The sequence below is a fragment of the Pseudomonas sp. P9_31 genome (assembly GCF_034008235.1).
In the GTDB taxonomy this organism is placed as follows: Bacteria; Pseudomonadota; Gammaproteobacteria; order Pseudomonadales; family Pseudomonadaceae; genus Aquipseudomonas.
The window spans coordinates 4,778,426-4,803,709 of record NZ_CP125375.1; the positions used below are offsets into that span (position 1 = coordinate 4,778,426).

Consider the following 25,284-nt stretch of genomic DNA (forward strand, 5'->3'; position numbering starts at 1 on the left):
GGGGCGTCATGACCATTGTGATCACCTCGAAACATGACGGTTTTCGCCGTTGTGGCATCGCCCACTCCAGTACGGCGGAACGCTACCCGGATGATTTCTTCTCAGAAGCGCAGTTGCGGGCTCTGGCAAAAGAACCTCAGTTGATCCTCGCCTATGAGGAGGATGAATTCGACCAGGTACAGGACAGTCGCGATGAAAACCTCCAGGAAGTCGATCTATCGAAAGCGTCCGACACCGCACAAAACGCCCAGTCGCAAGCGCCTGAAGCAGGCACTCCAACTCTGGGTGATGCAGTGGTTCTGCCCGTCGCCCCGCTCGTGGGCAACAGTGAGCCAGGATCTAATGGTTCGGGACTTGCTCCAAGCACACCTGTGATCGCGCCGGACAAAGAGCAACCGAAAGAGGCCGGCACTGATTCAGATGACGCTCTCTGGGAAGAGGCCCACCAGGAAGAGCTGGCACGTGAAGCGGCCAAAGCGCAGGCCGCGAAACCTCCCGCAAAACCCAGCAAACCCAAAGCAACTAAGGCCGAGGACGAAGGTAAATGAACCTCTCACTTCCGTCCGCCAGCCAGCTCCTGGTCCGCTTTGGTGCCCGTGATATTACCGAGGTCGCGGTGCCGGACACCGAGCGCACCATTGATCCTGCTCTGCTGGTAGCCGCTGCGGCAGGCGAACCCATGGATGATTGGCAGCCAGAAGAGGTGGCGACTGCTGTTGCGACGTTGGCCAGGATCGCCGACGCCGTGACCAGGGCGCGCAGTGAGGTTTCGTTCTACTTGCGTTTCCGCCCGGCCGGAGAGGATGCCCCGGAATGGGTGACGGATGACCTGGCCGAGATCGCCCGTTATCACCTGTACGACGATGCCGGTAAGGAAGAATCGACGGTACGTGTGCTCTACAAGGATGTGCTCAAGCGCTTGGAAACCCTCGCCAAGGAAGACAAGGAGCGCGGCGCGGCCGAGGCTGGCCGGTCAGGCATGCAGCTTACCAGTCAGCCTCGATTGATGGACCGCCGCACTTTGAGGGACTTGTGATGCTGGGCGAACTGGAAGATTTGATCGAGGCGCGCCTCAAGGAACTGGCGGACAAGATCCCGCGCCTGGCCGTGGAAAGCTACGGCGGTGAACTGAGCGACCCGGACCTTGTGTCCGGGTTGATCAAACGCTGCCCGGCCATTCTGGTGATGGTGCCCAAAGTGACGTTCCAGCGTCGCAGTCAGGGCCGTTACACGGTGCCGATCACCTTTCGCCTGGTCATTGCCACACGTCACCCTCGTGGTGAACGAGAAACCCGGCGCGGTAGCGGCCCGAAGGACATCGGCAGCTACGACCTGTGGGAGGCTTGCATGCACCAACTGGTGGACTGGCAGCCCTGGGAAGATCGCGCCTCCATCAGACCGACCGAGCTTTCCAACCTGGTCAACGGCAAGTTGGCGAGTGACCACCTGTCTGTCCTGGGACAGTCATTCGTCATCGAATTGGACTGGCAAAAGCCGGAGCTGGATCTACCGGATTTGGTCGGTATCGACATGCAGTACCACAGCCCATCGGACAACCCAGAGCCGGTGGCCAACGACACAATCAATTTGAGGGACGTGTAATGCGCGTTGTAGCCGCGCCCAGTCTACGGGTGCCCATGGAGTTAGAGGTTGATAAGCACATCGGAGCCGACGCGGTCGACGTGCCGAGCACTTCCTATTATCGCCGTCGTATCGCTTCGGGCGAGCTGTTGCCTGCCGAACCGGAGTCCGCCGAGGTTCTTCTCGTCGAATCGCCGTCTGCTGAGCAGCCGGATAGCGGTGCCAAAAAGTCTGCAAAAGGGGCCGATAAATGACTATCGAATTTGACACCATCCCGGCTTCTATCCGTAAGCCAGGGGCCTATTTCGAGTTCAACACCAGCTTGGCGGTACGAACGCTGCCGACCAACGATCAGAGTATCTGTCTGATTGTCCCGCTGGGGGAAGACGCTACCGTCAGTGCCAACGTGCCTACCCAGTTCTACAGCGCGACAGAAGCCGGGAAGCTGTTTGGCCCAGTGGCTGAAGAGATGGCTGCCGCTGCGATTAAAGCCTATCGCTATGTCGCTATTTCGGCGGTTGGCGTGGTGATGCAAGGTGAAGCGGAGCCCGACATCACCGCTGCACTGGATGCCACCGCCTTGGGCGGCTACACCATTTTGGTGCCAGCCTGGTTTAGCCAAACCGCACTGACGGCGCTGCGTACGCACATCAAGACCTACACGGATTCAATCGAACAACAGAGCATCATCGGTGTAGCAGCACTCACCAGCACCTTGTCAGCCGCTACCACCTTGGCGGCGTCGTTGAATGCGGGTGCTATCACTCTGGCCGTTCTGCCGGGTACTGCCTCGACCGCTCGACAAGTGGCTGCGGCCTATGCGGCAGTGATTGCCTCCCAAGAAGATCCGGCCCGTCCCTTCAACACTTTGGAGCTTACTGGAATCCAGGTGCCGGAGATCACCAAGCGTCTCGGCCGTACCGAGCAGGAAACCGCGCTCAGAAACGGCGTTACGCCGTTGGAAGTAGCAGCAGGCGACGTGATTCAGATCGTCCGCGCAGTCACCACCTACACCAAGTCGGCGGCTGGGGCGACGGATGTGTCGTTGCTCGACCTGACCACCATTCGCACACTTTATTACGTGCGCGTTGCGTGCCGAACTCGCATCCGTCTGCGCTTCCCTCGCTCCAAGCTTTCTTCCAAAACTCCTGCGGCAGTCCGTGGTGAGCTGCTCGATGTGCTCAATAAGCTTGAAGAGCTGGAGATCATCGAAGAGGTCGAAGCCAACGCAGATGGCTTGGTGGTCGAGCGCTCGCTTCAGGACGTGAACCGCCTCAACTCTTCCATTCCAGCCGACGTAGTTAACGGCCTTCACGTATTCGCCGGTCGCATCGACCTGCTCCTGTAAGAGGTGACTTTAGATGGCTGATAACTATGTGGGACAGATTGTCCTAGAGATCAACGGCACCGATTACGAGGTGTCCAGCGTTGAGCCGAGCCTCAAGACCGGGCGCAAGGTGGTCAAAACCATGAACCGCACCGGCCGGGCGACCGGCACGGCCAAGGGGATTGAAGAGCATGAACTCAAGATCGCAGTACCGATTCCTAAGTCGGGCGAACCGGACTGGCGTGCCCTGATGGACGCGAAGATCACCATCTACCCGCAGGACGGCGGCAGCAAGCGCCAGACCTGGACCGGCTGCTCGTTGATGGAGATGGGCAGCAAGTACCAGGTTGAAGGTGAAGCCACTCGCGACCTGACTGTCGCCGCGTTGAACTACTACACGGAGTAATGCAATGACCGAGCAAATGAACAAACAGTGGGACGGCCTGACCATCACCGGCGAGTTGCGCATCGGCGTGTATTACTCCGGCCTGCGTCACAAGAACTTTACCCTTCGCGTTGGTATGGCGGGCGACTTGGTAGCCGCTCAAGAGCTGCACCCCGATGGACCATTTCAGTTGGTCACATTGGAAGTGTATCGCCGCCAGTTGCTGTCCTTGGGGGACATCCCGCCCGAGGCGCTGACCATCGAGCTGCTGCGCGAGAATCTGGCCGAAACCGACTTGGCCGTCATCGCGGACGCCGACGCGGCGCTGGAAAAAAAGCTCGCGCCGCCGAGCGCGGCAACGCCGACTGGCGACGTATCGAACACGCCTTCATCCGACACGGTTACCGACTAGACGAACTGCGTCGGATGACCCGTGCCGAGATCGATGCTCGCATCGATCTGATCATCGGCAAGCCCAAAACCACGCGCTATGTCAGCAAGCGGATTCGCAAGCCATTGCCGAAGCCGAAGTAAACCGCCCATTGCCTGCATCACTACCAGGAGTATCTGATGAGTTCCGACCTGCGCGTCGCGCTTCGTATTCAGGCCCATTCGGGTAACAGCCGACGCGAGATCGAGCAGATCAATCGCGACCTGCGTAAAGCCGGCAAGGAAGGCGCCAAGTCTCTGGCCGATGAGAGCTGGAAGGCTGGCACCGCCATTACCAAGGTCGGCCAGGCTGGAGCGGTCAGTTACAAAGTCATCCGCAACGCCATGCGCGAAACGGCGAAGGCTGGCTCCGACACGCGGATTGAGGTCACCAAGACCTCTGCCGAGTTGAAGGCGATGGCCACCGCCGCTCGCAAAGCAGCGCGGGATGCCAAGACCGAGCTGATCAACGCTGATCGGCAAGGTGTACAGCCATTGCGCCAGAGCGTGGAAAGAACCGAATCGTCCTTCCGCCGCATGGCCCAGAACAGCGGGCGCCATCTGCGCGCCTTGAAGACCATTGCCATGGGCGTGCGTCAGGAGTTTGACCGGCTCAAAGGTTTGGGCAGTAGTGCTCAGGGGCAATTGGCTGGTTTGGGTATTGGGCTTGGTGTCGTATCCGGTTTGACCGGCAGCGCCAATCTGGAGCGACAACTGATTCGCACCAAGCAGACCGCCAATATGTCACCGGAGGAAAAAGAAGACTGGAAAAGGGACGGCTTTAGGGTCGCCAGAAAATATGGTCTCAGTCGTGAGAGTGTGGATACCGGTTTCAATACGTTGATTGCCTCTGGTGTTAAGTACGCTCCCGCGAAAAAGACCGCTGATGCCATCGGTCAGGCATCGACTATTACAGGGGCTGATTCTGGCGTGTTGGGGAAGGCAGTTGTTGCTGCTGCGAGTGCCTTTAACATTGATTTGAACAAAGGTGATGCGGCGCTTGAATTGTTGCAGAAGATGACTGTCGCCGGGCGCCTGGGGCTCGCGGAGCTTGAGAATCTATCCGACCTGTTTCCGAAAATCGGTGGGGTTGCAGCCGCTGCGGGCATGTCCATTGAGCAGGCATTGGCATTTACCGAGGCGCTTTCTAAAGTTGAGCAGCAGCCTGATCGGCTCGGAACATTGGCTGAATCAACATTGCGTGTTTTCAGTAGCAAACAATATCGAGATCAAATTACCAAAACTAGTGGCGTTAGTTTTTTTAATAAGAAAGACGGCACGTCTAAAAATCCTCTGGAAGTATTCGAAGAGTTGAAAAGAAAGTACAACGCAATGAAGACCGATGAACAACGTGCAAAGTTCATGGGGATTGTATTTAAGGGAATGGACCAGGACACCGTTCGCGGGATGCGCAGTATGTTGACCGGCGACCGACTGGACGACTTCCGCAACGGCGCTACGCAGCTTAAAAAGGCAGAGCCCATTTTCAACAACGACCTTAAAGAAAATACGCAGAGTTCCAGCGGTACGGCTGCCCGAATGAAAGCAACGTTGGGCGAAGCCATTGACCGTATGGCGACACCGCTGAACAAAGGCTTTGCCGAAATGGGCAGCTATCTGCTCGATGACCTCAACTTATCCGGTGAGCAGATGCTGGCCGGTGGTGCTGCGTTGGGTGCTGGTGGGTACTACGCCGGACGCGGTGCCAAAGCTGGCGCGGGCGCCTTGCTGAACAAGTTCATGGGTGGCCCTGAAACCCTCAAGAACATTGCCGTGGGCAAGGTGCTGGAAGAAGCGACCGGTGTCACGTCGGTATTCGTAACCAACTGGCCAAACAGCGGAATGAACCTCGGCGGTCCTGGTATGCCTGATCTTCCAGGTACATCGTCCGAAAAGGGCAAGCCTGGCGGTTTTATCGCACCATGGTTGGCCCCGGTTGCCCTGGCGTTAAGTGCGACTCAACTGGGTGGTTCAACCGGTCAAAACACGGATGAAGATCGCTTGGCCATGGTGCCCCGCAATAAGCTAATTGACGATGGCCAGCGCACTTACCAGACGGCGTTCTACAGCAATCGCATTGCCCTCGCCGGGCAGAATCCCGACCAATCCCAAGACTGGCTATCGACTCAGGCTCAGCGCCTGGCGCATCAACAAACCGGTTTGACCGCCTCGGGCAACTCCGTCGAAGGTGCCAATGCCTGGGCAGCGGGTGTTGCCAACCGCGCCGTGGGGGCCGGAGCTGAAACTCAAGCCGCCAATGCGCGTCTACAACGACTGCTGGATCAACCCTTGGTCATTGAGTTGCGCATGGACTCGCGGATGATCCAGGCTGAGGTCGAGCGCCGCACCGACCTGCAAGTAAGGCGTGGCCAATGAGCTGGGCGGAAACCCTGCTGGATGCCTCCTTCCGAGGCGTACCGCTCCAGGTCGTAGAGGAAAGTCTCCAGGCTCAACGCGCTACGGCCGAACACGGCACACCGTTTAAAGACGGCGACAGCGTCGTCGATCTGGGCCGTGGTGCCCGTCGCTTCCAGATGCAAGTCGTGGTGTTCGGCGTCAACTACGAGCTGGAGTTGCAAAACATCCTCCTGGCGGTGGATACGCCTGGCTCGGGTGAACTGATCCACCCAATCTATGGCAGCCTTAGCGTCGTCACTCAGACGTGGGAGGCCAAGCACAACGCTGACAATCCCGACTCAGCGACGGTCAGCCTGCTGTTCCTGGAAGACACCCCGGAGCTGCCATTCTTTGCCCGTCAGTTTGAGTTCGTCGATGTCGGTGTCACCGACGTGGAGGACGAATACACCTGGCAGGACGGCGTGTTCGATCTGTTCGGCCGCATCGACTCCCTGGTCAGCGAGATTCAATCGTGGATCGGTGGCGGCTGGGTGGGGTTGATCGAAAAAGCTCTGGGCTTGCCAGGCATTTTTCTGCGCGTGCAGCAACTGCGCTCACAGATCCTCGGTGTGGTCTCCGGCGTGGCGTCCATGGCCAAGTATCCTTCCGCGGCCTTCGATCCGCTGACCGACCTGTTCCGCACTCCGACGCAGATCCGTAGTGCCATTCAAGGCAGCACGCCCGAAAAGTCGACTGCCTTGCTGTCCATGTCTGGCGTCCCGGCTACGGTCCCCGGCAGCGCCAGTCTGACCACGGACGCGGCTCGGGCGGGCAACGCCTTTTTGATCAGTGCCCGCCAGGGAGTGGTGCCGAACGCCGACCTGTTGCCGGACGGCATGCCTGAAGATCCGGTGGCGGCCAGTGGATTTGCCCTGGTGGTGTTGGTCATCACCGAGCTGGCCGCCGCGCACGCCCAAGCGGTGGCCATCGTCATTGAGGACGAAGGCAATAAGCCAACGCTGAGCCCCTTGGAGCTGGAAGGCCTGGTTAACCTGGTGCGCTCGCTGGTGCAGTCCGCCATCCTGCTCCAGCGCCGACTCTACGACGTGGAAACCTCCCGGCCGATCATTGAAGCACTGCGCAACACCGCCGCGTTGATCCAGGCCCGCGCCCGCCAGGTCATTTTGCAAAGCCCTCCCATGGTCGAGCGCAGGGTTGAAACCCCGGCCAGCCTTCGTCTGTTGGCGCATCGCTGGTATGGCGACCACTCCCGCGCCCTCGAATTGATCCGGCTCAATCCCGACCTGAAGACACCCCACAACATCCCGGTCGGTAAGGTATTGCGTGCTTATGCAGAATGACATCCAGACGGCACCGATCCGCCTGTCCATCGGTGGCCTGGCCCACGACACCTGGGACGGTTGGTCGGTTGAATCCGACCTGCTGACACCCGCCGACGCCTTTGAACTGGAGCTGTACACCAAGCACTCCACGCAACTGCCCGCCGTGCTGAAAGAAGGGGCGCCATGCTCGCTGACCCTAGGCAGCGACCGCGTATTGACCGGGCAGATCGACGAGTTTGAACACGACATCTCGCGCCAGGGCATTTCGATGCGCATCAACGGCCGGGACCGTGCGGCGCCTCTGGTCGATTGTTCGGCCCCGTTCGTGTCGATGCGCGAAGCCTCATTGGCGCAAATCCTCGACCAGGTGGTAAAGCCACTGGGCATCTTCCAAGTCGAGATCCGCGCCGACCAGGCCAAGACCCGGCGCCGCGTCCAGATCGAACCCGGACAGACCGCTTGGGAAGCGCTGCTTCAGGTCGCCGAGGCCAACGGCTTGTGGCCATGGGTCGAACCGGATGGCCGTCTGATCATCGGTGGGCCTGATTACAACGCACCTCCCGTGGGCACGTTGATCCTGCGCGAGGACGGTGTGGGCAACAACGTGCAACGCCTGAGTGTGCGCCGCTCCATCGCCAACCGTTACAGCCAGATCACCGTCCTCGGCCAGCACGGCCAGTACGATAACGATGGCCTCGACACCAAGCGTTCCCACCTGCGTTCGGTCATCCAGGACGAGACTCTGGCCCGTCGCGGGATCTTCCGGCCGAAGGTGGTCATTGATAGCGCCAGTGAGAACCAGGACATGGCCACCACCCGTGCCCGCAAGCTGCTGGCCGACAGTCGTCTGGAGGGTTTTGAAATCCGCGCCATCGTCCAGGGACACCGGGCTGATAACGGGCAGGTCTGGAATCCTGGGCAACGCGTCATCGTCCGCAGCCAGCCCCATGAACTGGACGGCACGTTCTTTCTGATGGCCCGCACCTTGCGCCTCTCTCGTGGCGAGGGCGCCATCACTGAGTTGCGTTTGCGTGAAGACAAGATGTGGATTTTGGACGGTATCAAACAGAAGAAACATAAAGGCAAGTCCAACCCGGACGCGGCCCTTATCGAAATCATTAAGGGGGCGTGATGAGCAGCATGGGGCGTTTGATACGTGAACAAGTCGGCAGAGTGCTGGCGAATGTTCGTCTGCCTTTTCGTGCTGTTGCGGCCCGCAACACTCACGGCAAGTTGATCGGGGTTGAAGTCGAGGGGCTATCCGGGGAGTCAGTGTCGGCTGAGCTGTTCCAGCACTATGGCTTCAGCTCAGCGCCACAGCCTGGCGCTGAGTACCTGGTCATTCCCGTGGGCGGAAACAGCAAACACGCCATCGTCGCCGCCAGCGAAGACGGCCGCTACCGAATCGCGCTCCAGGACGGCGAAGTGTCGATCTACACCGATGAGGGGGATTACGTGCATATGAAGCGCGGTCGGGTGATCGAGGTCGTGACTGATGATCTAGTGTTCAAGGTCAAGAACAAGGTGCGCTTTGAGACGCCGTTGGTCGAGATGAGCGGAGATCAGCACGTCGACGGTAATATCAAGGCTGACGGCGAAATCGCGGACCATACGCGGACCATGCAGGCTGACCGGGACATCTATAACGGGCATAACCACGGTGGTGGTTCAGTACCAGGGCAACAGCAGTGATGACATACTTGATCACCCAATGGATGAGAGCTATTTATGTCGGCCACTATTGTTCAAATTATTCCTTGCAACGACTGGTATTACGTCGGTTTTCCCGATGATGACAGCTCAATTCTTGAGCCCATTGCAGCGTGGGCGTTGCGTTCGGACGGCACCGTTATCGGTCTTATCAATGAATACAAGCAGCATGAGGGCGAACATACGGTTCAACTCGTACCCGCATCGCCATCGCAGGAAGTGGGCGCCTATGCTCATGTGACCCAGTTGAACAACGCACAACTCGCCGACCTTGGCCTTCCCCGCAAAAAACCTTAAACCATCCTGAAATACACTCCCTCCGCGTCTCCCTGCACCATACATCCCTATGGACGCAGGCATAAACCCAACGACAGGCGACTTGACGGGCCAGCGTATCAATACGCTGGCAAACGCCGTCTACATCCGCCTCATGACTCCCCTCGGAACCTGGTGGGCTGATCCCGCGCTGGGCTCCCGCCTGCACGAACTTCGCCGCGAAAAAGACCGCCCTCGGGTGGGCATCCTTGCCAGGCAATACGCCGAGCAAGCGCTCCAGCCGCTGCTTGATGACGGCCGCGCCAAGAAGATCACCATAACCGCCGAGCAGCCCCACAACGGCCGGCTCGATCTGCACATCGAAATCATCGACGCCACCGGCAATCCGCAGGTGTTTCGCCAACCTGTAAGGGTGATCTGACATGGCTTTTTCCTCCCCCTCACTGGAGAGCGTTCTCACAGGCATCCTGCGAGATATTCGCAATCTTCAGTCCGAAGCCGATATCGGCACCGACAGTGACCACTACATACGCTCAGCAGCGGTTGCGGCTGCCATTGAGGGGCTGTACCAAAAACTGGCCTGGGTGTACCGCCAAATCTTCCCGGACACCGCTGACGATGACGAAGTTGTCCACGCAGCCGCAAACCGTGGTTTGACGCTCAAAGACCCGGTAGCAGCAACCGGCCCAGCCGCGCTAAAAGGCGTAGCGGGCGTCGAGCTGTTGGTGGGCGCGACCATGACACACGTCGTTACCGGGGAGTCGTTCGTAGCGCAATCCAGCGCGATACTTGGCACCGACGGCACCGCCACGGTCGTGGTCGAAGCGCAGACACTTGGCAGCGTCTTGAATGATCTGACCGGCGACCTGGTCATCACCAGCCCGCCTCTTGGCATGGATTCCACCGCGACATTCGTCGAGGCCACCACCGGGGGCTTAGATCGGGAGGCGGTCGAATCGCTTCTAGCCAGGCTGCTAGAAGACCTACAGAAACCGCCCGCAGGCGGCGCGGATTATGACTATGCCCGGTGGGCGAAAGAGGTCGATGGTGTCACAGACGTCCTCGTACTGCCAAAGCGTCGCGGCGCAGGTACGGTCGACCTCGTCATTACTGCGGATGGTGGCCTTCCCTCAGTCGAGGTGGTTGCCAACTGCCAGGATTACGTATTGAGCCAGTGTTCGGTCATTGCGGACGTCTGGGTGTACGTGCCAACCATTCGCGTCGTCAACTCCACCGCCCTGGTCGAACTTGCATCGGGCTACCTTCTTGCCGACGTGCAGGCCGCTGCGCAGAAAGCCTATGACATGTTGCTTGGCGCGTTGAAGCCCCGCGAGATGCTCAAGCGGTCGCACATCGAAGCAATGATCAACAACTTGGCAGGCGTCATTGACCGCTCTGTGACAACGCCAGTTAACAACGTCAATGCGTCCGAAGATCTGGCTCTGATTGGATGGATTCGTCCCGGAACCATCACTCTGGGGCTAATGGAATGACCCGTCTTAGCGACCAGCTCCGGTTGTTGCTGCCGCCTGTTTCCTACGACGGAACCGCTCCAACTCTCTCAGCCACGATTGAGGCGGAAGCCAACGCTCTGACCCTTACCGATACCAAAGCGGATGCGGTCTACAACGCCATTTTCCCGGACACCGGAGAAGGTCTTGCGGATTGGGAGCGAGTACTCGCCTTGCCTGATCCATGTCTGCTCGGTGTATCCCCGTCGGTCGGTGAACGGGTGCAGGCCGTGGTCAGCAAATATCAAGGGCGCGGTGGCCAGAGCAAGCCCTTCTTTATAAGCCTGGCCAAGAGCTTGGGCTATGACATCACCATCACTACTTTCAGACCGGCTTATGCGGGACTTCTGCATGCCGGTGACCCTCTCTATGGCGGTGACTGGGCCTTCACTTGGCGCGTAAATGCTCCGGCCGTAACAGTCAACTACGCCAAGGCGGGAATCATGGGGGCTGGTGACCCTCTGGCCACTTGGGGGAATAAAGCCCTTGAGTGTCGGCTTCGTCAAATGATGCCTGCCGAATCCATTTTGCTGTTTGGTTACGGAGACAACTGATGCAAAAAATCGGAGATATCACACCCACCGCAAACGCAGATGGCGAGTACCGGGAAGGTAATCCAGCAGCCGGTGTAGGGCCAACCCTAGTCAAGGCTGCATGGCTTAATACCGTTCAGCGAGAGTTGATCAATGCCATCGTAGGGCTAGGCGTTGAGCTTGATCCTGCGAGCGACTCGCAGCTTTTTCAGGCCCTTCAGAAGCTGTCCGGGGATACTGCTGATTGGGATGTACTCAAGCACAGACCGCCAGCACTGCTCGCAATGAGCCGCATCACATCCATTTCCGCTAACACCGCATTGACTGCGGCACAGATGGGGTTGGTGTTGATTGACGCAAATGCCGCTACTCGCACTATCACGCTGCCGACTTCGGCAGCCGCGTTGGGCGTCGTCGATGTGATTGTTAGAAGAACAGATAACAGCACCAACCGACTAGTCGTGCAGGCTGCTGGAACCGACAAAATCAAGTTCCACACGCATCTAAACGCCGCAGGTTATCCATTTTTGGTTTTGATGGGCTCTGGTGATTGGTGGCATCTGCGTAGCGATGGTAATGGGGGATGGTGGCCCGTAGGTCGATTCGATGGCACCTCGCTTGGTAGGCCAGTATTTGAAACTACGACTTCGTTCAGCCCCGGCGGGTATGGCCCGCTCAATAGTCGCGAATACTTGCGATCCGAATGGCCTTGGCTTTGGGACCACGGGCAGCAATCCGGGATGCTGACCACTGAAGCTGCCCGAGTTGGGATGGAAGGTGGTTGGACAAGCGGAGATGGCATCGCAACATTCCGGGCGCCAGAAGGACGGGCTGAATTCATTCGGGTACTTGATGACGGCCGTGGTGTCGATTCCGGTCGGCTCGCGGGCTCATGGGCTGTCGACTTGCTCAGGGCTCACGGTCACAACATTGACTCGCCCAGCAACCCTACCGCTTTTGGCACCGGGAAGATTGCCCGAGGTAACAGGTCCGACGTCGCTGGACTCCCAGGCTCAGAACTCTACGGCGGTATTGAAACTCGCCCACGAAGTATTGCCTACCCTGGCCGAATCAAAATCATCTGAGGTCTTATGTTTACTTATCTGATCGATCAAGCAGGCGCATTGAATGGGCCTATAGAGCTTCCTCCTATTCCTGGCTTGGGTGCTCAGCGACCAAGCAATGCTGTGGAACTGTCCGAAATACTACCGGTGCCCATAACGGGGCATGCATGGGCTTTGGTGGAAGACAAGCCGCAAGAAGTAGAAGATCGACGGGGAATGGTTTACCGAACCGACTCAGGTAGATCGGAGGAGTGGACCAGACTGGGGGAGCTTCCTGACGGCTACACGGATGCCCCTTGCCCAGGGCTCCACTACGTCTGGTTTGATGGTGCCTGGCAACTCGACTCTGCGGCTCAGCTCGCAGCCGCAGCGTCAGAAGTGCGTATTGAGCGGGATTTCTTACTACGTGATGCAGGGGTAAAGATTGCCCCGCTTCAATACGCACATGACTTGGGTGATGCCACAGCAGAGGAAGAAGCTGTCCTGTTGAGTTTGAAGCTCTACAGCGTCGCTTTGAGTCGTATAGAGAAGCAACCGGGCTATCCGCTGCAAGTGGATTGGCCGATTCCGCCAGCCTCGGCGGAGTGATCTGATGGCGATGCCAATTATCATGCGAAAAGTGATGTGTTGAGGCTTTGCAGGGTGTGCCAATCATCCCGTCAAGCGATGCCAAATCCGGCGCGCGCTTACATTGCCCTAAAAATGCCCTAGACCAGAACGCCAGAAACGAAAAAGCCCCGTAGATTCTCATCTACGGGGCTTTCCATGTATGGCGGAGAGATAGGGATTCGAACCCTAGGTACCGGTGAAGGTACAACGGATTTCGAATCCGTCCCATTCGGCCACTCTGGCATCTCTCCAACGGCGCGCATCATAACAGCACAATCGCCGGAAGCGAACCCCCTTGAGCGATTTTTTTCCGTGCTATCAGATGCTTGCGTCGATTAAAGCGGTACGCCCAGACGGTTGGCGACTTCTTCGTAGGCTTCGATGACGTCACCGAGGCCCTGACGGAAGCGGTCCTTGTCCATTTTCTTGCCGGTGGCCTTGTCCCACAGACGGCAGCCGTCCGGGCTGAATTCGTCACCCAGAACGATGGAGCCATCGGAGAACACGCCGAATTCGAGTTTGAAGTCGACCAGCAGCAGGCCGGCGTCGTCGAACAGTTTGCTCAGGACTTCGTTGACCTTGAGCGACAGTTCTTTCATGCGAACCAGTTGCTCGGCGGTGCCCCAACCGAATGCCACGACGTGGGATTCGTTGATGAACGGGTCGCCCTTGGCGTCGTCCTTCAGGAACAGTTCGAAGGTGTAAGGGTTGAGCTTCATGCCCTCTTCCACGCCCAAGCGCTTGACCAGGCTGCCGGCGGCGTAGTTACGCACGACGCACTCGACCGGGATCATGTCGAGTTTCTTCACCAGGCATTCGTTGTCGCCCAGCAGTTTGTCGAATTGAGTCGGCACGCCGGCTGCTTCGAGTTTCTGCATGATGAAGGCGTTGAACTTGTTGTTCACCATGCCTTTGCGGTCGAGCTGCTCGATGCGCTTGCCGTCGAACGCCGAGGTGTCGTTGCGAAACAGCAGGATCAAGCGGTCAGCGTCGTCGGTCTTGTAAACCGATTTGGCTTTGCCGCGGTAGAGTTCTTCACGTTTTTCCATGATGGGCTCCGCTTGCTAAGTAGGTGGGCTAGGCGATGTGTCGCCAGTCGAGCCCTGAATCTTGATCGGCCAGTTGCAGCCAGTCCGGGTCGCACCCGAGGGTGTCGACAAAACATTGCCGGGCCAGCTGCGGCAGGTTGTTCTTGCTGCTCAGATGGGCCAGGACCAGGTGTTGCAGGCCTTGCCAGCCCAACTCGGCCACCAGGAATGCCGCCTGATGGTTGTTCAAATGTCCCAATTCACCGCCTACCCGCTGCTTGAGAAAGTAAGGGTAGTGACCGCGAGCCAGCATGTCACGGCAATGGTTGGACTCGATCATCAATGCATCGAGGTCCCGATAACCGTCCAGCACCTTGTTGCAGTACGAACCCAGGTCGGTCAGCAGGCCGAAACGCCGCTGACCATCACTGAAGACATACTGCGTTGGCTCCTGCGCATCATGGGCCACGGCAATGACGCCGATGCTCAGAGGGCCGATTTGCAGTTGCTCGCCGCCGGCCAGAAGGCCTGCGGGTTCAATCGGTTTGCGCATCCCGCGCAGGGTCCCGCGACTGAGGTAGACAGGCAGATTGTAACGCCGAGACAGCAAACCCACGCCATGCACGTGGTCGGCATGTTCGTGGGTCACGAGTATCGCGCTCAGCTGCGCAGGGTTCACACCCAGGCGCAGCAGGCGTTTTTCGGTTTCCCGCAGGGAGAAACCACAATCCACCAGTACATACGTGTCATCGCTGGCTACCAGCGTGCCGTTCCCTTGGCTACCGCTGCCGAGAACGGCAAAACGCATGGGATCAGCCCAGGTTGTCCTGAATCACGGTCAACACTTTGCGCGCCACGTCTGCTGGCGCCACGGTATTGATGTTTTTCTCAACGGTGACTTGTACGTTCTCGCCAACCTTGCTCAGACGAACCTGATAGCGTTCGGCGCGGGCTTCAACTTCTTCCTTGTTCGGCTTGCTGCCGAACAGGCTGCCGAAGAAACCTGGCTGCTCGTCCTTTTTCTCGGCTTTTTCGGCGAGGTTGATGTAGTACAGGCCCAGGGTGCGGTTGATGTCTTCAACACGCCATTCGCCCTGCTCCAGCGCACGACCGACGCTCGACCAGGCACGATCCAGGTCGGTACCGACGTTGAGCACGGGGTTGCCACTGCCGTCTTCGGTCAGGCTGACACGGCTTGGCGTGTCGAAATCACGACTCGCCAGCATGGAAACCGAACCGCCCTTCTCCGAAGTGCGGCTCATGCTCGCAAGCATGTCGTCGACCAGCGCTGCGTCCAGGCCGGTATTGACCGAACGATTGGTGAAGTCGACATTGGCGGTGCTGCCGGCAGGACGCTCGGCGCTGACCACGTAGACTTCACTGGTGTTGCGCTGCACGCCCGGCTCGATACGCACCCGCACGCGGGTTTCGCTGTCGGCGCCGACACCGGCCGCGCTCAGGCGCTTGGCCATGGCTGCGGACAGTTCGTCGGAATGCTGCCAGGTGGTGGTGAATTCGCCGGTTTGCGGGCGCTGTTCGTCCAGACGGAAACCGTTGTCCTGGAAGAACTGCACGGCCACTGGCCAGACTTCAGCGGGCGGGTTCTGAGCCATGATCCAACGCGAATCACCGCTCTTCTGCAGTGAGTAGGCGCTGGCATCAGCTGCTGCCGACAGCGGCTGCGGACGAGGCACGATGTATTCGCCCTTGGCGGTGTCGTCGGCCACGTTGCGCGGGATCGGCAACAGCGGATCCAGGCGCTTGGCGGTGCTGACATCCGGTGGCAGTTGCATCGGTGCAGTCTGTTGCGCTTCCAGGTAATCGCTACCACGGTCACGGAAGTAACCTTCCGGGCCCCAGATCCATCCACAGCCACTGGTGCTGGAGATAATCAAGGCAAGTGCGGAAAGTCCGGCCATTCGCTTCATGCGTTGTACTTCCTCAATTAAACCAGGACGCCGGACTGGCGCATGGCCTGCCGCAGCGGTTCGTGACAGGCAGCGCTGAGCCAGGTGAGCGGCAGACGGATACCGTCCGGCATCAAGCCCATTTCATGCAGTGCCCATTTCACGGGGATAGGGTTGGATTCGATAAACAGGGTTTTATTGAGCGGCATCAGCTTTTCGTGGATAGCCCGGGCCTTGACGGCATCGCCGGCCATGGCCGCGGCGCACAGCTCGCTCATGGCGCGCGGTGCGACGTTGGCGGTCACCGAAATATTGCCCTTGCCGCCGAGCAGCATCAACTCGACCGCGGTCGCGTCGTCACCGGAATAGACCAGGAAGTCGCTGCTCACGCCCGCCAGGATTTCCTTGGCGCGCTGCAGGTCGCCCGTGGCTTCCTTGATGCCGATGATGTTCTTCACGGTCGACAGGCGGATCACTGTCTCGGCCTGCATATCACACGCGGTACGACCCGGCACGTTGTAAAGAATCTGCGGGATATCGACCGCTTCGGCGATGGCGCGGAAGTGCAGGTACAGGCCTTCTTGCGTCGGCTTGTTGTAGTAAGGCGTTACCAGCAGGCACGCATCGGCGCCGGCGTTCTTCGCGTTGGTGGTCAGTTCGATCGCTTCGCGCGTCGAATTGGCGCCCGTACCGGCGATCACCGGAATACGCCCTGCAACCTGGGCAACCACGCGACGAATCACTTCGATGTGCTCGTTCACGTCAAGCGTGGCCGACTCACCCGTAGTGCCGACCGCCACGATGGCGTTGGTGCCCTCTTGCAGGTGGAAGTCCACCAGTTTGCTCAGGCTGTCCCAGTCAAGACGACCCTGTGCATCCATGGGTGTGACCAGTGCCACCATACTGCCCGCAATCATGCAACCGCTCCTGCCGGAAAAAGAGAGCGGTAATGGTACTGGCGCCAAGATGCTTGTACAAGCGAAGTACTGCGCTGCTGCCATTCCCCTTGGCGCCGCTTTTCGCTACCCTTCAGACTTTGATCGGTACTGATAAGCTCGTACGCCGCGTTCCAGCCTCCATTTTCGGCATCACAAGCCCCGATCCAGCGTTGCCACCCCTCGCTCTCGCCATACTGGAGCACGTTGCAACCTTCGGCCGGGTTTTCTGAATTCGCATCCGCAGGCTCGTCCCGGTAAAAAAGGCCCATAAAAGTATCGACCGCTCATCGCTTTAGGAATGCTGCATGTCCACCCCCACAGTTCGCGAACAATTCCTTGTCATCAGTGCCCTCGGCGCCAACCCCATGGAGCTGACTAACGTCCTGTGCCGCGCCAGCCATGAAAACCGCTGCGCCGTGGTCACCTCTCGCCTGACACGCCATGGCGAATGCAGTGCGCTGATCCTTGAGATCTCCGGCAGCTGGGACGCCCTGGCGCGCCTCGAAGGCAGTCTGCCAGTGCTGGCCAAACGGCACGCCTTCACCGTCAATGTGGTGCGCAGCGCAGCCCTGGAGAATCGTCCTCAGGCCCTGCCGTACGTCGCCTATGTCAGCTCGGCCTATCGCTCGGACATCATCAACGAGCTGTGCCAGTTCTTCATGGACCACAACGTCGAGCTGGAAAACCTGACCTGCGACACCTATCAGGCTCCGCAAACCGGCGGCACCATGCTCAACGCCACGTTTACCGTGACCTTGCCGGCCGGCGTGCAAATCAGCTGGCTGCGTGATCAATTCCTGGATTTCGCCGACGCGCTGAATCTGGATGCCCTGATCGAACCGTGGCGCCCACAAAACCCAATGTAAGGAAACTTCAATGGCCGTTACCATCGACCAACCGGTTGCCGACTTCGAAGCCCCCGCCACCAGCGGGCAGAACGTCAGCCTCGCGGGCCTCAAAGGCAAGCAGGTGGTGATTTACTTCTATCCGAAGGACAGCACGCCAGGTTGCACCACTCAGGGTCAGGGCTTTCGCGATCAGCTTGATGCTTTTAAAGCCGCCAACACTGAAGTCTTCGGCGTATCCCGCGACAGCCTCAAATCCCACGAAAACTTCAAGGCCAAGCAGGCGTTCACCTTCGAGCTGATCAGCGACAAGGAAGAAGCGCTCTGCCAGCAGTTCGACGTGATCAAGCTGAAAAAGCTCTATGGCAAAGAATATATGGGCGTTGATCGCAGCACGTTCCTGATCGACAAGGACGGTGTGTTGCGTCAGGAATGGCGCGGTGTGAAGGTGCCGGGCCATGTGGATGCGGTATTGGCTGCAGCTCAGGCGCTGAACAAGGCCTGATTCATTTGGCGCCTGTTCCGACGCTATCGCGAGCAGGCTCACTCCTACAGTTGACCGAGTTGTTTTGACTGACGCGATCTAATGTGGGAGTGAGCCTGCTCGCGAAGAGGCCATCAGCCTCACTAAAGAATTAAAGCAGCGGCGACACCACCGGCTCTTTGCGCGGCCAGGCGTCCAGCACAGCCTTGAACAGGGTTGCTAGCGGAATCGCAAAGAACACCCCCCAAAAGCCCCACAGCCCGCCAAACAACAACACCGCGCAGATGATCGCCACCGGATGCAGATTGACCGCTTCCGAGAACAGCAACGGCACCAGCACGTTGCCATCCAGCGTCTGGATGATCCCGTAGACCGCCATCAAATAGATGAACTGATCGCTCCAGCCCCACTGGAACAGCGCAATCAGCATGACCGGCACGGTCACCACCACTGCGCCGACGTAAGGCACCACCACCGACACGCCCACCAGTAATGCCAGCAGTGCCGCGTAGTTGAGGCCCAGAACAACGAAACCGATGTAGGTCACACCACCGCAAATGAAAATCTCGATGACCTTGCCGCGAATGTAATTAGCGATCTGCCGGTTCATCTCGTGAGCGACGCGGGTGATCAGCGCCCGCTCCCGCGGCAGATAACCGCGCACCCACTGGCCGATCATTTCCCGGTCCTTGAGAAAGAAGAACACCAGGATTGGCACCAGCACCAGATAAATCATGATGTTCACCAGCAGCGGCAGGCTCGACAGTGAAAACGTCAGCGCCCACTGGCCGAACTTGCCGATCTCGCCCCGCGCCACTTCGATCGCCTGCAACACCTGCTCGTCCGACACCAGATGGGGATAACGCTCGGGCAGTAGCAACAGCAACGACTGCCACTTGGCGAGCATGCCGGGCAATTCGTTGAACAGCGTGATCAGTTGATGCCAGAGTAGTGGCACTACGACGATGATGAATACCAGCAACAGCCCCATGAACAACGCGAAGACCAGCCCCACCGCCACGCCACCCGGTACGCGCAGGCGCTCGATAGTCACCACCAACCCTTGCATCAGATACGCCAGGACCATCCCGGCCAGTACCGGCGCGAGCATTCCACCCAAGGTGAGTACGGCGGTAAATGCCAGAAACAGCAGCACCGCCAGCACCACGGCCTCCTCATCCGAGAAGTAGCGCTGAATCCAGTCGCGTAACACTTTGAACATCAATAATCCTTAGAAACGAACGCAGCAGGTTTCAGGCTTTTTTCAACCAATAGCGGTAAACGCCCGCCTCATCTTCTTCACGAAGCAGCGTATGACCAGCCAATCGGGCAAAGGTGCGAAAGTCGCGCTGAGAGCCTGCATCGGTGGCGATCACCTTGAGCACCGCACCGCTAGCCAGTCGATTGAGCTCCAGTTTGGCCTTGAGCAACGGCAACGGACAATTCAGACCGCTGGCGTCCAGTTCGGCGTCGTGGGTTACAGCGTCAGTCATCGAATCACTCCGGAGCAGGGGGTTGAGCCGCTTAGAATATCTGGTCCCAAGCGTAGTGTCCGGCTACAGTAAGGTCTTTGTCGACTAAGGCTTTGTGCATGACTTTTTTGCGCCCTACCCTGCTGACGCTCGCTTGCCTGCTCGCCTCACCGGGCTTCGCCGACGACTTGCCGTCACTCGGCGACGCCAGTTCTGCCATCGTCTCGCCGCAACAGGAATACCAACTGGGCCGTGCATGGCTGGCGCTGTTGCGCAGCCAGGTGTCGCAGCTCAACGATCCGCAACTCAAGGATTACGTCGAATCCAGCGTCTACCGGCTAGTGGAGACCAGCCAGGTCAATGACCGGCGCCTGGAGTTCATCCTGATCAACAGCCCGCAGCTCAACGCGTTTGCCGCGCCGGGCGGGATCGTCGGCGTAAACGGTGGCTTGTTCCTCAATGCCCAGACCGAAGGTGAATATGCTTCGGTACTGGCCCACGAACTGGCTCACTTGTCGCAGCGTCACTTCGCACGCGGTGTCGAAGCCCAGCAGCGCATGCAAGTGCCGATGATGGCTGCCCTGCTGGCCGGGATCGTGATTGCCGCAGCCGGGGCAGGCGATGCCGGGATCGCGACCATTGCCGGCACTCAAGCGGCGGCGATCCAGGAACAACGACGTTTCTCGCGCCAGAACGAGCAGGAAGCCGACCGTATCGGCATCATGAATCTGGAAAAGGCCGGTTACGATCCGCGCTCGATGCCGACCATGTTCGAACGGCTGATGCGCCAGTACCGCTTCGATGCCAAACCGCCGGAATTCCTGCTGACTCACCCGGTGACCGAATCGCGGATCGCCGACACCCGCAACCGTGCCGAACAGGCCAAACCGGGCGGTATCGAAGACAGCATGCGTTATCAGCTGATTCGGGCGCGCGTACAGCTGATCTACGAAGAAACCCCTGGCCTGGGCGCCAAGCGCTTCCGAGCCCAACTGGATGAAAACCCGAAAAACGACGTCGCGCGCTATGGCCTGGCGATCGCCCAGATCAAGGGCGGCCAGCTGAATGAGGCTCGCGAGAACCTCAAGCCGCTGCTGGCCAAATCGCCTAACGAGATCATCTATAACCTGGCGCAGGTCGATCTGGACATTACCAATAATCGCCTGCCCGATGCTCAGTCACGGGTCGACCGGATGCTCACTCAGTATCCAGGCAACTACCCGCTGAATCAGGTGCGTGTCGACCTGTTGCTCAAGCAGAATCGAGCGGCCGATGCGGAAAAGGCACTGGAAAACCTGCTCAAGACCCGTCCCGACGATCCGGACGTCTGGTACCTGGTAGCCGAGACTCGCGGCCTGTCGGGCAACATCATTGGCCTGCATCAGGCTCGCGCGGAGTACTTTGCATTGGTCGGCGACTATCGCCAGGCGATCCAGCAACTGGACTTCGCCAAGCGCAAGGCTGGCAGCAACTTCCCGCTGTCATCGCGGATCGACGCACGGCAACGTGAGTTGATGGAGCAGGAACGCATGGTCAAGGACATGATGGGCTGATTCTTTCCAGACAGAAAAATCAGGCACAAAAAAACCGCCTCCTTCGAGGCGGTTTTTTATTCAGCCGACAACCGGTTTATTCAGCCAGTTTGAAGGTGATGAAGCTGGCGCGACCTTGACGCAGAACCCGCATCGACACCGAGCGGTTTTTCGGCAGCGCCTTGGCAATCTCCGTGAACTCCTTGGCGGAGCCGATCGCCTGGTTGTTCAGGTGAGTGATCACATCGCCCGGCTGCAAGCCGATCAGGGCAGCAGGACCGTCCTGGACCTCCTTGATCACCACACCGCCTTTCAGGTCGTAGGTTTTCTTCTGCTCATCGGTCAACTCGACCACGGATACACCCAGGCGATTGCTGCTGCGCTCGACGCTGGATTTAGGCAGGGCGTCCAGCTCTTTGCCTTCTTCAGGGATAGCGCCGACGGTCAGCTCGACATTCTTGCGTTTGCCTTCGCGGATCACTTCAAGATTGGCTTTCGAACCTGCCTTCAGCGCCCCCACCAAGTGCGGCAGATCGGCGGACATGACGATCGGTTGACCGTTCATGCTCAGGATCACATCGCCCACTTGCAGGCCACCCTTGGCAGCCGGACCGTCATCCTGGATCTGAGCCACCAGCGCACCGGCCGGTTTCTCGAGACCGAACGACTCGGCCAGGTCCTTGTTCACTTCCTGAATCACGACGCCCAACCAGCCACGGCTGACCTTACCGCCGCTTTTCAGCTGATTGGAAACGTCCATTGCCACATCGATAGGGATCGCGAACGACACGCCCATGAAGCCGCCAGAGCGGGTGTAGATCTGCGAGTTGATGCCGACCACTTCACCCGCCAGGTTGAACAGCGGACCACCGGAGTTGCCCGGATTGATCGGCACGTCAGTCTGGATGAACGGCACATAGTTTTCGTTCGGCAGGCTGCGACCGATGGCGCTGACGATGCCTTGAGTCACAGTGTGGTCAAAGCCGAACGGCGAGCCGATGGCCACGACCCACTGACCGGCTTTCAGGTCCTGCGATTTACCGAGTTTCAGGACCGGCAGGTCCTTGCCTTCGATTTTCAGCAAGGCGACGTCGGAACGCGGATCGGTACCGATCAGCTTGGCTTTCAACTCACTGCGATCGGCGAGGCGCACGAGAATCTCGTCGGCATCGGCGATCACATGGTTGTTGGTCAGGATGTAGCCGTCAGACGAAATGATGAACCCCGAACCCAGGGACTGCGCTTCACGCTGGCGATCGCCACGAGGTGAGCGCGGCTGCGGCATGCCACGTTCGAAGAACTCGCGCAGCATCGGCGGCAAGCCTTCAAGGTCAGGCATTTGCTCGCTGGACACCTTGCGGTCCGGCAGCTTCTGCGTGGTACTGATGTTCACCACCGCGGGCGAGGCCTGCTCGACCAGTTGTGTGAAGTCAGGCAATTCGACCGCTTGCGCAGCAACCGCCTGACCGAGCACCAGCACGGTGGCAAAAATGGAGAGGTAAGACTTCAAGCGTGGTATCGACATACGGCTCCCGTTACGACGAGCATGGTTAAGCGATATGGAGCAAGGAACACCGGGAACGATACGCCGGTATTTTTGTTCCGGGAACAACAAACAAGGCCAGAGCCGAGAGGCTCTGACCTATAAAAAATTTTCGGGATATTTGCAAATGAAAATGCTCAGCAAAACATTTCGAGGCATCAACGACGGGGCAGCCATTGCGACCTCCCACACCATCCAGCCCCCGATTGATGAGCATCGCTGATCAGCTCACTGCTTGCTGGTAGCCGCGGCATCGTTGCGCATGGACAGCGCAATTCGTTCGGCGGTGCCAATCGGTATTTCACCGACCACGGTCACCATTATCTCGCCTTGCGGGGTGGTCAAGCGGCGGGAGACAGCGACTGTCGGCCCCAGCTGGGTACGTGTGTCGGTGACTGTTGCGCCATTCAACGGCTCAAGGAACACCGAGAATCGGGCCAGACCGTCGTCGAACATCAGACTGTTGACCTGGACTTTGGTATCCGGGTCCTTGTGCGAGGTACTGCTGGTCAGCTCGAAACCTGGCGGCAACCAGTCCGAATGCCAGACCTGCGCGGTTTTGACGGCGGAAGCCTTGTCACTGTCGAGGGTAATGGGTTTGCAATCAGAACCTGCCTGCAAATCGCTGTCGGAAGGTACCTCGGCAGTATCCAGTCGGGTGAACTGGAATCGCTCCAGCAGTTGCCCTTTGTCATTGAGCAACAATGACTTCAACGGCAAGCCGGTTTCCTTGTCCAGATGCAGCTCAAAACCGTAGCGGTGCTGATCGCGAGGCGTCAACGACACGATCACCGACGCACGCCCGGCCACACGCGACTTGCCGATGACGGCAAGGTCATACCAATTCTTCAGCTTTTGTGGATCGAGTGCACGAGCGGCGGAGTTGGGTGAGTCCCCCAGCCCTGCTATCAAGGTGCCGCTGACACATTGAGTATGCCCATCAATGCGCACGACTTCCTGAGCCGAGCCGTCGAGCTGGAGTAAACGCTCTTGGACTTTGCCATCCTGGACGCGGTGCCAGATGTTATGGGTAGAAAAACTACCGTTACGCTCGTAGACGAAAGTACCGTGAAAGCTCTGCGTTTGCTCGGCCTGTCCCAGACGCTTCAGCCAGTCCTGGGCTTCATCGGCGTGGGCTGGAACAACAAACCAGCCACTGAGCAGAAGCGCAAGTAGAGGTATGGCGCGCATGATCCTCCTTAACGGTTTTCCAGGCTTGCTGCTCGAGCGTAAGGCAGAGCGCTCTCAGTACCTTTCAGTGCAGCCTGTTGAGCGTGTTGGCGCAAGTAACCTGGCAGACGCTGATCGTGCCAGCCTGGCTGACCTTGCAATACGCCGTTGGCCATAGGGCCAGTGGCTTCCGAACTCTCATTGTAGCCTGCCAATACAGCGGGACCCTTGACCTGAGGAGTGGCCAGACCCGGCTGGCTGGATTGCTGAGCCAGTTCGACACCAGCGATCTCGTCCTGATTGTACAGACGAACACCCGCCAGCACAGCAATGGTCACCGAAGCAGCGACTGCCAGACGACCCAGGCTGCGCCATGGACCGCGAGAGGCTTTTGCCGGTACGGCTTCGTCAGCCAGCGCAGCAGAGACTGCCGCAGCGATGTCCAGACGAGGAAGCAGCAGGTCCTTGTGCATGACTGCCCGAGCGATCTGGTAACGAGCCCAGGTTTCGCGAGTTTCAACATCGTCAAAGGCATTCAATACCCGACGCAATTCCAATTCGTCCGCTTCGTTATCCATCACTGCGGACAGCGATTCCTGCAGGGCTTCACGACTCATGGCGTTCCTCTCTTGGCTGTCGCCGCTGTCTCAGTTTTCCTGCAACAACGGCTGCAGGGCTTTATCGATGGCCTCCCGGGCGCGGAAAATCCGGGAGCGCACGGTACCCACCGGACACTGCATGACGCTGGCAATGTCCTCGTAACTCAGACCATCGAATTCACGTAAAGTTAAAGCCGTACGCAAATCTTCTGGCAGTTGCTGAATGGTTCGATGGACAGTGCCTTCGATCTCATCCCGCAGCAATGCACGTTCTGGCGACTCGAGATCCTTGAGGCCATGATCGCCATCGTAGAACTCTGCATCCTCGGAACTGACATCGCTATCCGGCGGCCGACGGCCGCGTGAAACCAGATAGTTTTTCGCCGTGTTGATGGCGATGCGGTAAAGCCACGTATAAAACGCGCTGTCTCCGCGAAAATTACCAAGTGCACGGTATGCCTTGATAAAGGCTTCCTGTGCTACATCCTGGGCTTCATGGGTGTCGTGCACGAAACGCACGATCAACCCGAGAATTTTGTGCTGGTATTTCAGCACTAGCAGATCGAAAGCTCGCTTGTCGCCGCGTTGAACGCGTTCGACCAGCTGCTGATCCTCTTCCTGGGTTAGCATGAACACTCCTCGATAAGCTCGGAGGAGGCTT

General features: G+C 58.7%; 31 protein-coding genes and 1 tRNA gene. 21 read left to right on the forward strand and 11 right to left on the reverse strand.

Translation table 11 applies throughout. The features are described from left to right. The first annotated feature begins 8 nt into the window (after nt 1-8). The 17 genes from QMK51_RS21495 to QMK51_RS21575 all read left to right on the forward strand — a co-directional run bounded on the left by QMK51_RS21495 (nt 9) and on the right by QMK51_RS21575 (nt 13,084). Complete coding sequence (locus QMK51_RS21495; protein WP_320391708.1) at nt 9-548, forward strand: HI1506-related protein; 540 nt, start codon at nt 9-11, stop codon at nt 546-548. Then, nucleotides 545-1,036: a phage protein Gp36 family protein gene (locus tag QMK51_RS21500; RefSeq protein ID WP_320391710.1), complete on the forward strand. Its 492-nt coding sequence runs from the start codon at nt 545-547 to the stop codon at nt 1,034-1,036. Before QMK51_RS21495 ends, QMK51_RS21500 begins: the two co-directional genes overlap by 4 nt. Further along, nucleotides 1,036-1,602, forward strand: coding sequence for a phage protein Gp37 (locus QMK51_RS21505; protein ID WP_320391711.1), 567 nt, complete (start codon nt 1,036-1,038; stop codon nt 1,600-1,602). The genes QMK51_RS21500 and QMK51_RS21505 overlap by 1 nt, the downstream gene beginning before the upstream one ends. Beyond that, complete coding sequence (locus QMK51_RS21510; RefSeq protein WP_320391712.1) at nt 1,602-1,835, forward strand: hypothetical protein; 234 nt, start codon at nt 1,602-1,604, stop codon at nt 1,833-1,835. The genes QMK51_RS21505 and QMK51_RS21510 overlap by 1 nt, the downstream gene beginning before the upstream one ends. Beyond that, a complete protein-coding gene (locus QMK51_RS21515; RefSeq protein WP_320391713.1) occupies nt 1,832-2,929 on the forward strand; it encodes a phage tail sheath C-terminal domain-containing protein in 1,098 nt (365 codons plus the stop codon). The genes QMK51_RS21510 and QMK51_RS21515 overlap by 4 nt, the downstream gene beginning before the upstream one ends. Nucleotides 2,930-2,942: 13 nt before the next feature. Then, a complete protein-coding gene (locus QMK51_RS21520; protein WP_320391714.1) occupies nt 2,943-3,314 on the forward strand; it encodes a phage tail protein in 372 nt (123 codons plus the stop codon). A gap of 4 nt (nt 3,315-3,318) precedes the next feature. Continuing rightward, a complete protein-coding gene (locus tag QMK51_RS21525; protein ID WP_320391715.1) occupies nt 3,319-3,705 on the forward strand; it encodes a hypothetical protein in 387 nt (128 codons plus the stop codon). A 158-nt stretch (nt 3,706-3,863) separates the two neighbouring features. After that, a complete protein-coding gene (locus QMK51_RS21530; protein WP_320391717.1) occupies nt 3,864-6,098 on the forward strand; it encodes a phage tail tape measure protein in 2,235 nt (744 codons plus the stop codon). Beyond that, the gene (locus tag QMK51_RS21535) at nt 6,095-7,420 is read left to right on the forward strand and encodes a DNA circularization protein (RefSeq protein ID WP_320391719.1); all 1,326 of its coding nucleotides are present in this window, start codon (nt 6,095-6,097) and stop codon (nt 7,418-7,420) included. The genes QMK51_RS21530 and QMK51_RS21535 overlap by 4 nt, the downstream gene beginning before the upstream one ends. After that, nucleotides 7,410-8,534 (forward strand): phage baseplate assembly protein, encoded by a 1,125-nt coding sequence (locus tag QMK51_RS21540; RefSeq protein ID WP_320391721.1) that lies wholly within the window; start codon nt 7,410-7,412, stop codon nt 8,532-8,534. The genes QMK51_RS21535 and QMK51_RS21540 overlap by 11 nt, the downstream gene beginning before the upstream one ends. An 8-nt stretch (nt 8,535-8,542) precedes the next feature. After that, entirely contained in the window at nt 8,543-9,094 is a 552-nt protein-coding gene (locus tag QMK51_RS21545; protein WP_320391723.1) for a phage baseplate assembly protein, read from the forward strand. Nucleotides 9,095-9,130: 36 nt separating this feature from the next. Then, on the forward strand, nt 9,131-9,409 hold the full coding sequence (locus QMK51_RS21550; RefSeq protein ID WP_320391725.1) for a hypothetical protein: 279 nt from the start codon (nt 9,131-9,133) through the stop codon (nt 9,407-9,409). 82 nt (nt 9,410-9,491) lie between these two features. Then, a complete protein-coding gene (locus QMK51_RS21555) occupies nt 9,492-9,809 on the forward strand; it encodes a phage GP46 family protein (RefSeq protein WP_320391726.1) in 318 nt (105 codons plus the stop codon). 1 nt (nt 9,810) lies between these two features. After that, nucleotides 9,811-10,881 (forward strand): baseplate J/gp47 family protein, encoded by a 1,071-nt coding sequence (locus QMK51_RS21560; protein ID WP_320391728.1) that lies wholly within the window; start codon nt 9,811-9,813, stop codon nt 10,879-10,881. Beyond that, nucleotides 10,878-11,453 (forward strand): YmfQ family protein, encoded by a 576-nt coding sequence (locus tag QMK51_RS21565; RefSeq protein ID WP_320391729.1) that lies wholly within the window; start codon nt 10,878-10,880, stop codon nt 11,451-11,453. The genes QMK51_RS21560 and QMK51_RS21565 overlap by 4 nt, the downstream gene beginning before the upstream one ends. Next, nucleotides 11,453-12,517 carry a phage tail protein gene (locus tag QMK51_RS21570; protein ID WP_320391731.1) on the forward strand — a complete coding sequence of 355 codons (1,065 nt, stop codon included), beginning with the start codon at nt 11,453-11,455 and terminating at the stop codon, nt 12,515-12,517. The genes QMK51_RS21565 and QMK51_RS21570 overlap by 1 nt, the downstream gene beginning before the upstream one ends. A 6-nt stretch (nt 12,518-12,523) precedes the next feature. After that, entirely contained in the window at nt 12,524-13,084 is a 561-nt protein-coding gene (locus QMK51_RS21575) for a tail fiber assembly protein (RefSeq protein WP_320391732.1), read from the forward strand. A gap of 182 nt (nt 13,085-13,266) precedes the next feature. On the opposite strand, the gene QMK51_RS21580 is transcribed toward QMK51_RS21575, so the two are convergent. The 5 genes from QMK51_RS21580 to dapA all read right to left on the reverse strand — a co-directional run bounded on the left by QMK51_RS21580 (nt 13,267) and on the right by dapA (nt 16,957). Beyond that, a tRNA-Ser gene (locus QMK51_RS21580) sits at nt 13,267-13,356 on the reverse strand. 84 nt (nt 13,357-13,440) lie between these two features. Then, the gene (gene purC / locus QMK51_RS21585) at nt 13,441-14,154 is read right to left on the reverse strand and encodes a phosphoribosylaminoimidazolesuccinocarboxamide synthase (protein WP_007898671.1); all 714 of its coding nucleotides are present in this window, start codon (nt 14,152-14,154) and stop codon (nt 13,441-13,443) included. Between the two features lie 28 nt (nt 14,155-14,182). Further along, a complete protein-coding gene (locus tag QMK51_RS21590) occupies nt 14,183-14,941 on the reverse strand; it encodes an MBL fold metallo-hydrolase (RefSeq protein ID WP_258697126.1) in 759 nt (252 codons plus the stop codon). Nucleotides 14,942-14,945: 4 nt separating this feature from the next. After that, the gene (gene bamC, locus QMK51_RS21595; protein WP_320391733.1) at nt 14,946-16,061 is read right to left on the reverse strand and encodes an outer membrane protein assembly factor BamC; all 1,116 of its coding nucleotides are present in this window, start codon (nt 16,059-16,061) and stop codon (nt 14,946-14,948) included. A gap of 17 nt (nt 16,062-16,078) precedes the next feature. After that, entirely contained in the window at nt 16,079-16,957 is an 879-nt protein-coding gene (gene dapA, locus QMK51_RS21600; protein WP_320391734.1) for a 4-hydroxy-tetrahydrodipicolinate synthase, read from the reverse strand. A 326-nt stretch (nt 16,958-17,283) separates the two neighbouring features. On the opposite strand from dapA, the gene QMK51_RS21605 reads away from it, so the two are divergent. Both QMK51_RS21605 and QMK51_RS21610 read left to right on the forward strand, forming a co-directional pair. Further along, the gene (locus QMK51_RS21605; protein WP_253551533.1) at nt 17,284-17,844 is read left to right on the forward strand and encodes a glycine cleavage system protein R; all 561 of its coding nucleotides are present in this window, start codon (nt 17,284-17,286) and stop codon (nt 17,842-17,844) included. 10 nt (nt 17,845-17,854) lie between these two features. Beyond that, nucleotides 17,855-18,328 carry a peroxiredoxin gene (locus QMK51_RS21610; protein WP_320391738.1) on the forward strand — a complete coding sequence of 158 codons (474 nt, stop codon included), beginning with the start codon at nt 17,855-17,857 and terminating at the stop codon, nt 18,326-18,328. 130 nt (nt 18,329-18,458) lie between these two features. On the opposite strand, the gene QMK51_RS21615 is transcribed toward QMK51_RS21610, so the two are convergent. Both QMK51_RS21615 and QMK51_RS21620 read right to left on the reverse strand, forming a co-directional pair. After that, entirely contained in the window at nt 18,459-19,529 is a 1,071-nt protein-coding gene (locus QMK51_RS21615) for an AI-2E family transporter (RefSeq protein WP_320391739.1), read from the reverse strand. Nucleotides 19,530-19,560: 31 nt separating this feature from the next. Beyond that, complete coding sequence (locus QMK51_RS21620; RefSeq protein ID WP_007898654.1) at nt 19,561-19,800, reverse strand: sulfurtransferase TusA family protein; 240 nt, start codon at nt 19,798-19,800, stop codon at nt 19,561-19,563. A gap of 98 nt (nt 19,801-19,898) precedes the next feature. On the opposite strand from QMK51_RS21620, the gene QMK51_RS21625 reads away from it, so the two are divergent. Continuing rightward, entirely contained in the window at nt 19,899-21,332 is a 1,434-nt protein-coding gene (locus tag QMK51_RS21625; RefSeq protein ID WP_258697130.1) for a M48 family metalloprotease, read from the forward strand. A gap of 76 nt (nt 21,333-21,408) precedes the next feature. On the opposite strand, the gene QMK51_RS21630 is transcribed toward QMK51_RS21625, so the two are convergent. Next, on the reverse strand, nt 21,409-22,836 hold the full coding sequence (locus QMK51_RS21630; protein ID WP_258697131.1) for a DegQ family serine endoprotease: 1,428 nt from the start codon (nt 22,834-22,836) through the stop codon (nt 21,409-21,411). Between the two features lie 34 nt (nt 22,837-22,870). Between QMK51_RS21630 and QMK51_RS21635 the strand changes: the two genes are divergently transcribed. Beyond that, nucleotides 22,871-23,077 carry a hypothetical protein gene (locus QMK51_RS21635; protein WP_320391743.1) on the forward strand — a complete coding sequence of 69 codons (207 nt, stop codon included), beginning with the start codon at nt 22,871-22,873 and terminating at the stop codon, nt 23,075-23,077. Between the two features lie 5 nt (nt 23,078-23,082). On the opposite strand, the gene QMK51_RS21640 is transcribed toward QMK51_RS21635, so the two are convergent. The 3 genes from QMK51_RS21640 to rpoE are packed head-to-tail and all read right to left on the reverse strand — an operon-like array spanning nt 23,083 to nt 25,253. Next, a complete protein-coding gene (locus QMK51_RS21640; RefSeq protein WP_258697132.1) occupies nt 23,083-24,045 on the reverse strand; it encodes a MucB/RseB C-terminal domain-containing protein in 963 nt (320 codons plus the stop codon). Between the two features lie 8 nt (nt 24,046-24,053). Then, entirely contained in the window at nt 24,054-24,641 is a 588-nt protein-coding gene (locus QMK51_RS21645; protein WP_258697133.1) for a sigma-E factor negative regulatory protein, read from the reverse strand. A gap of 30 nt (nt 24,642-24,671) precedes the next feature. Then, a complete protein-coding gene (gene rpoE, locus QMK51_RS21650) occupies nt 24,672-25,253 on the reverse strand; it encodes an RNA polymerase sigma factor RpoE (protein WP_003172477.1) in 582 nt (193 codons plus the stop codon). Nucleotides 25,254-25,284 lie beyond the last annotated feature (31 nt).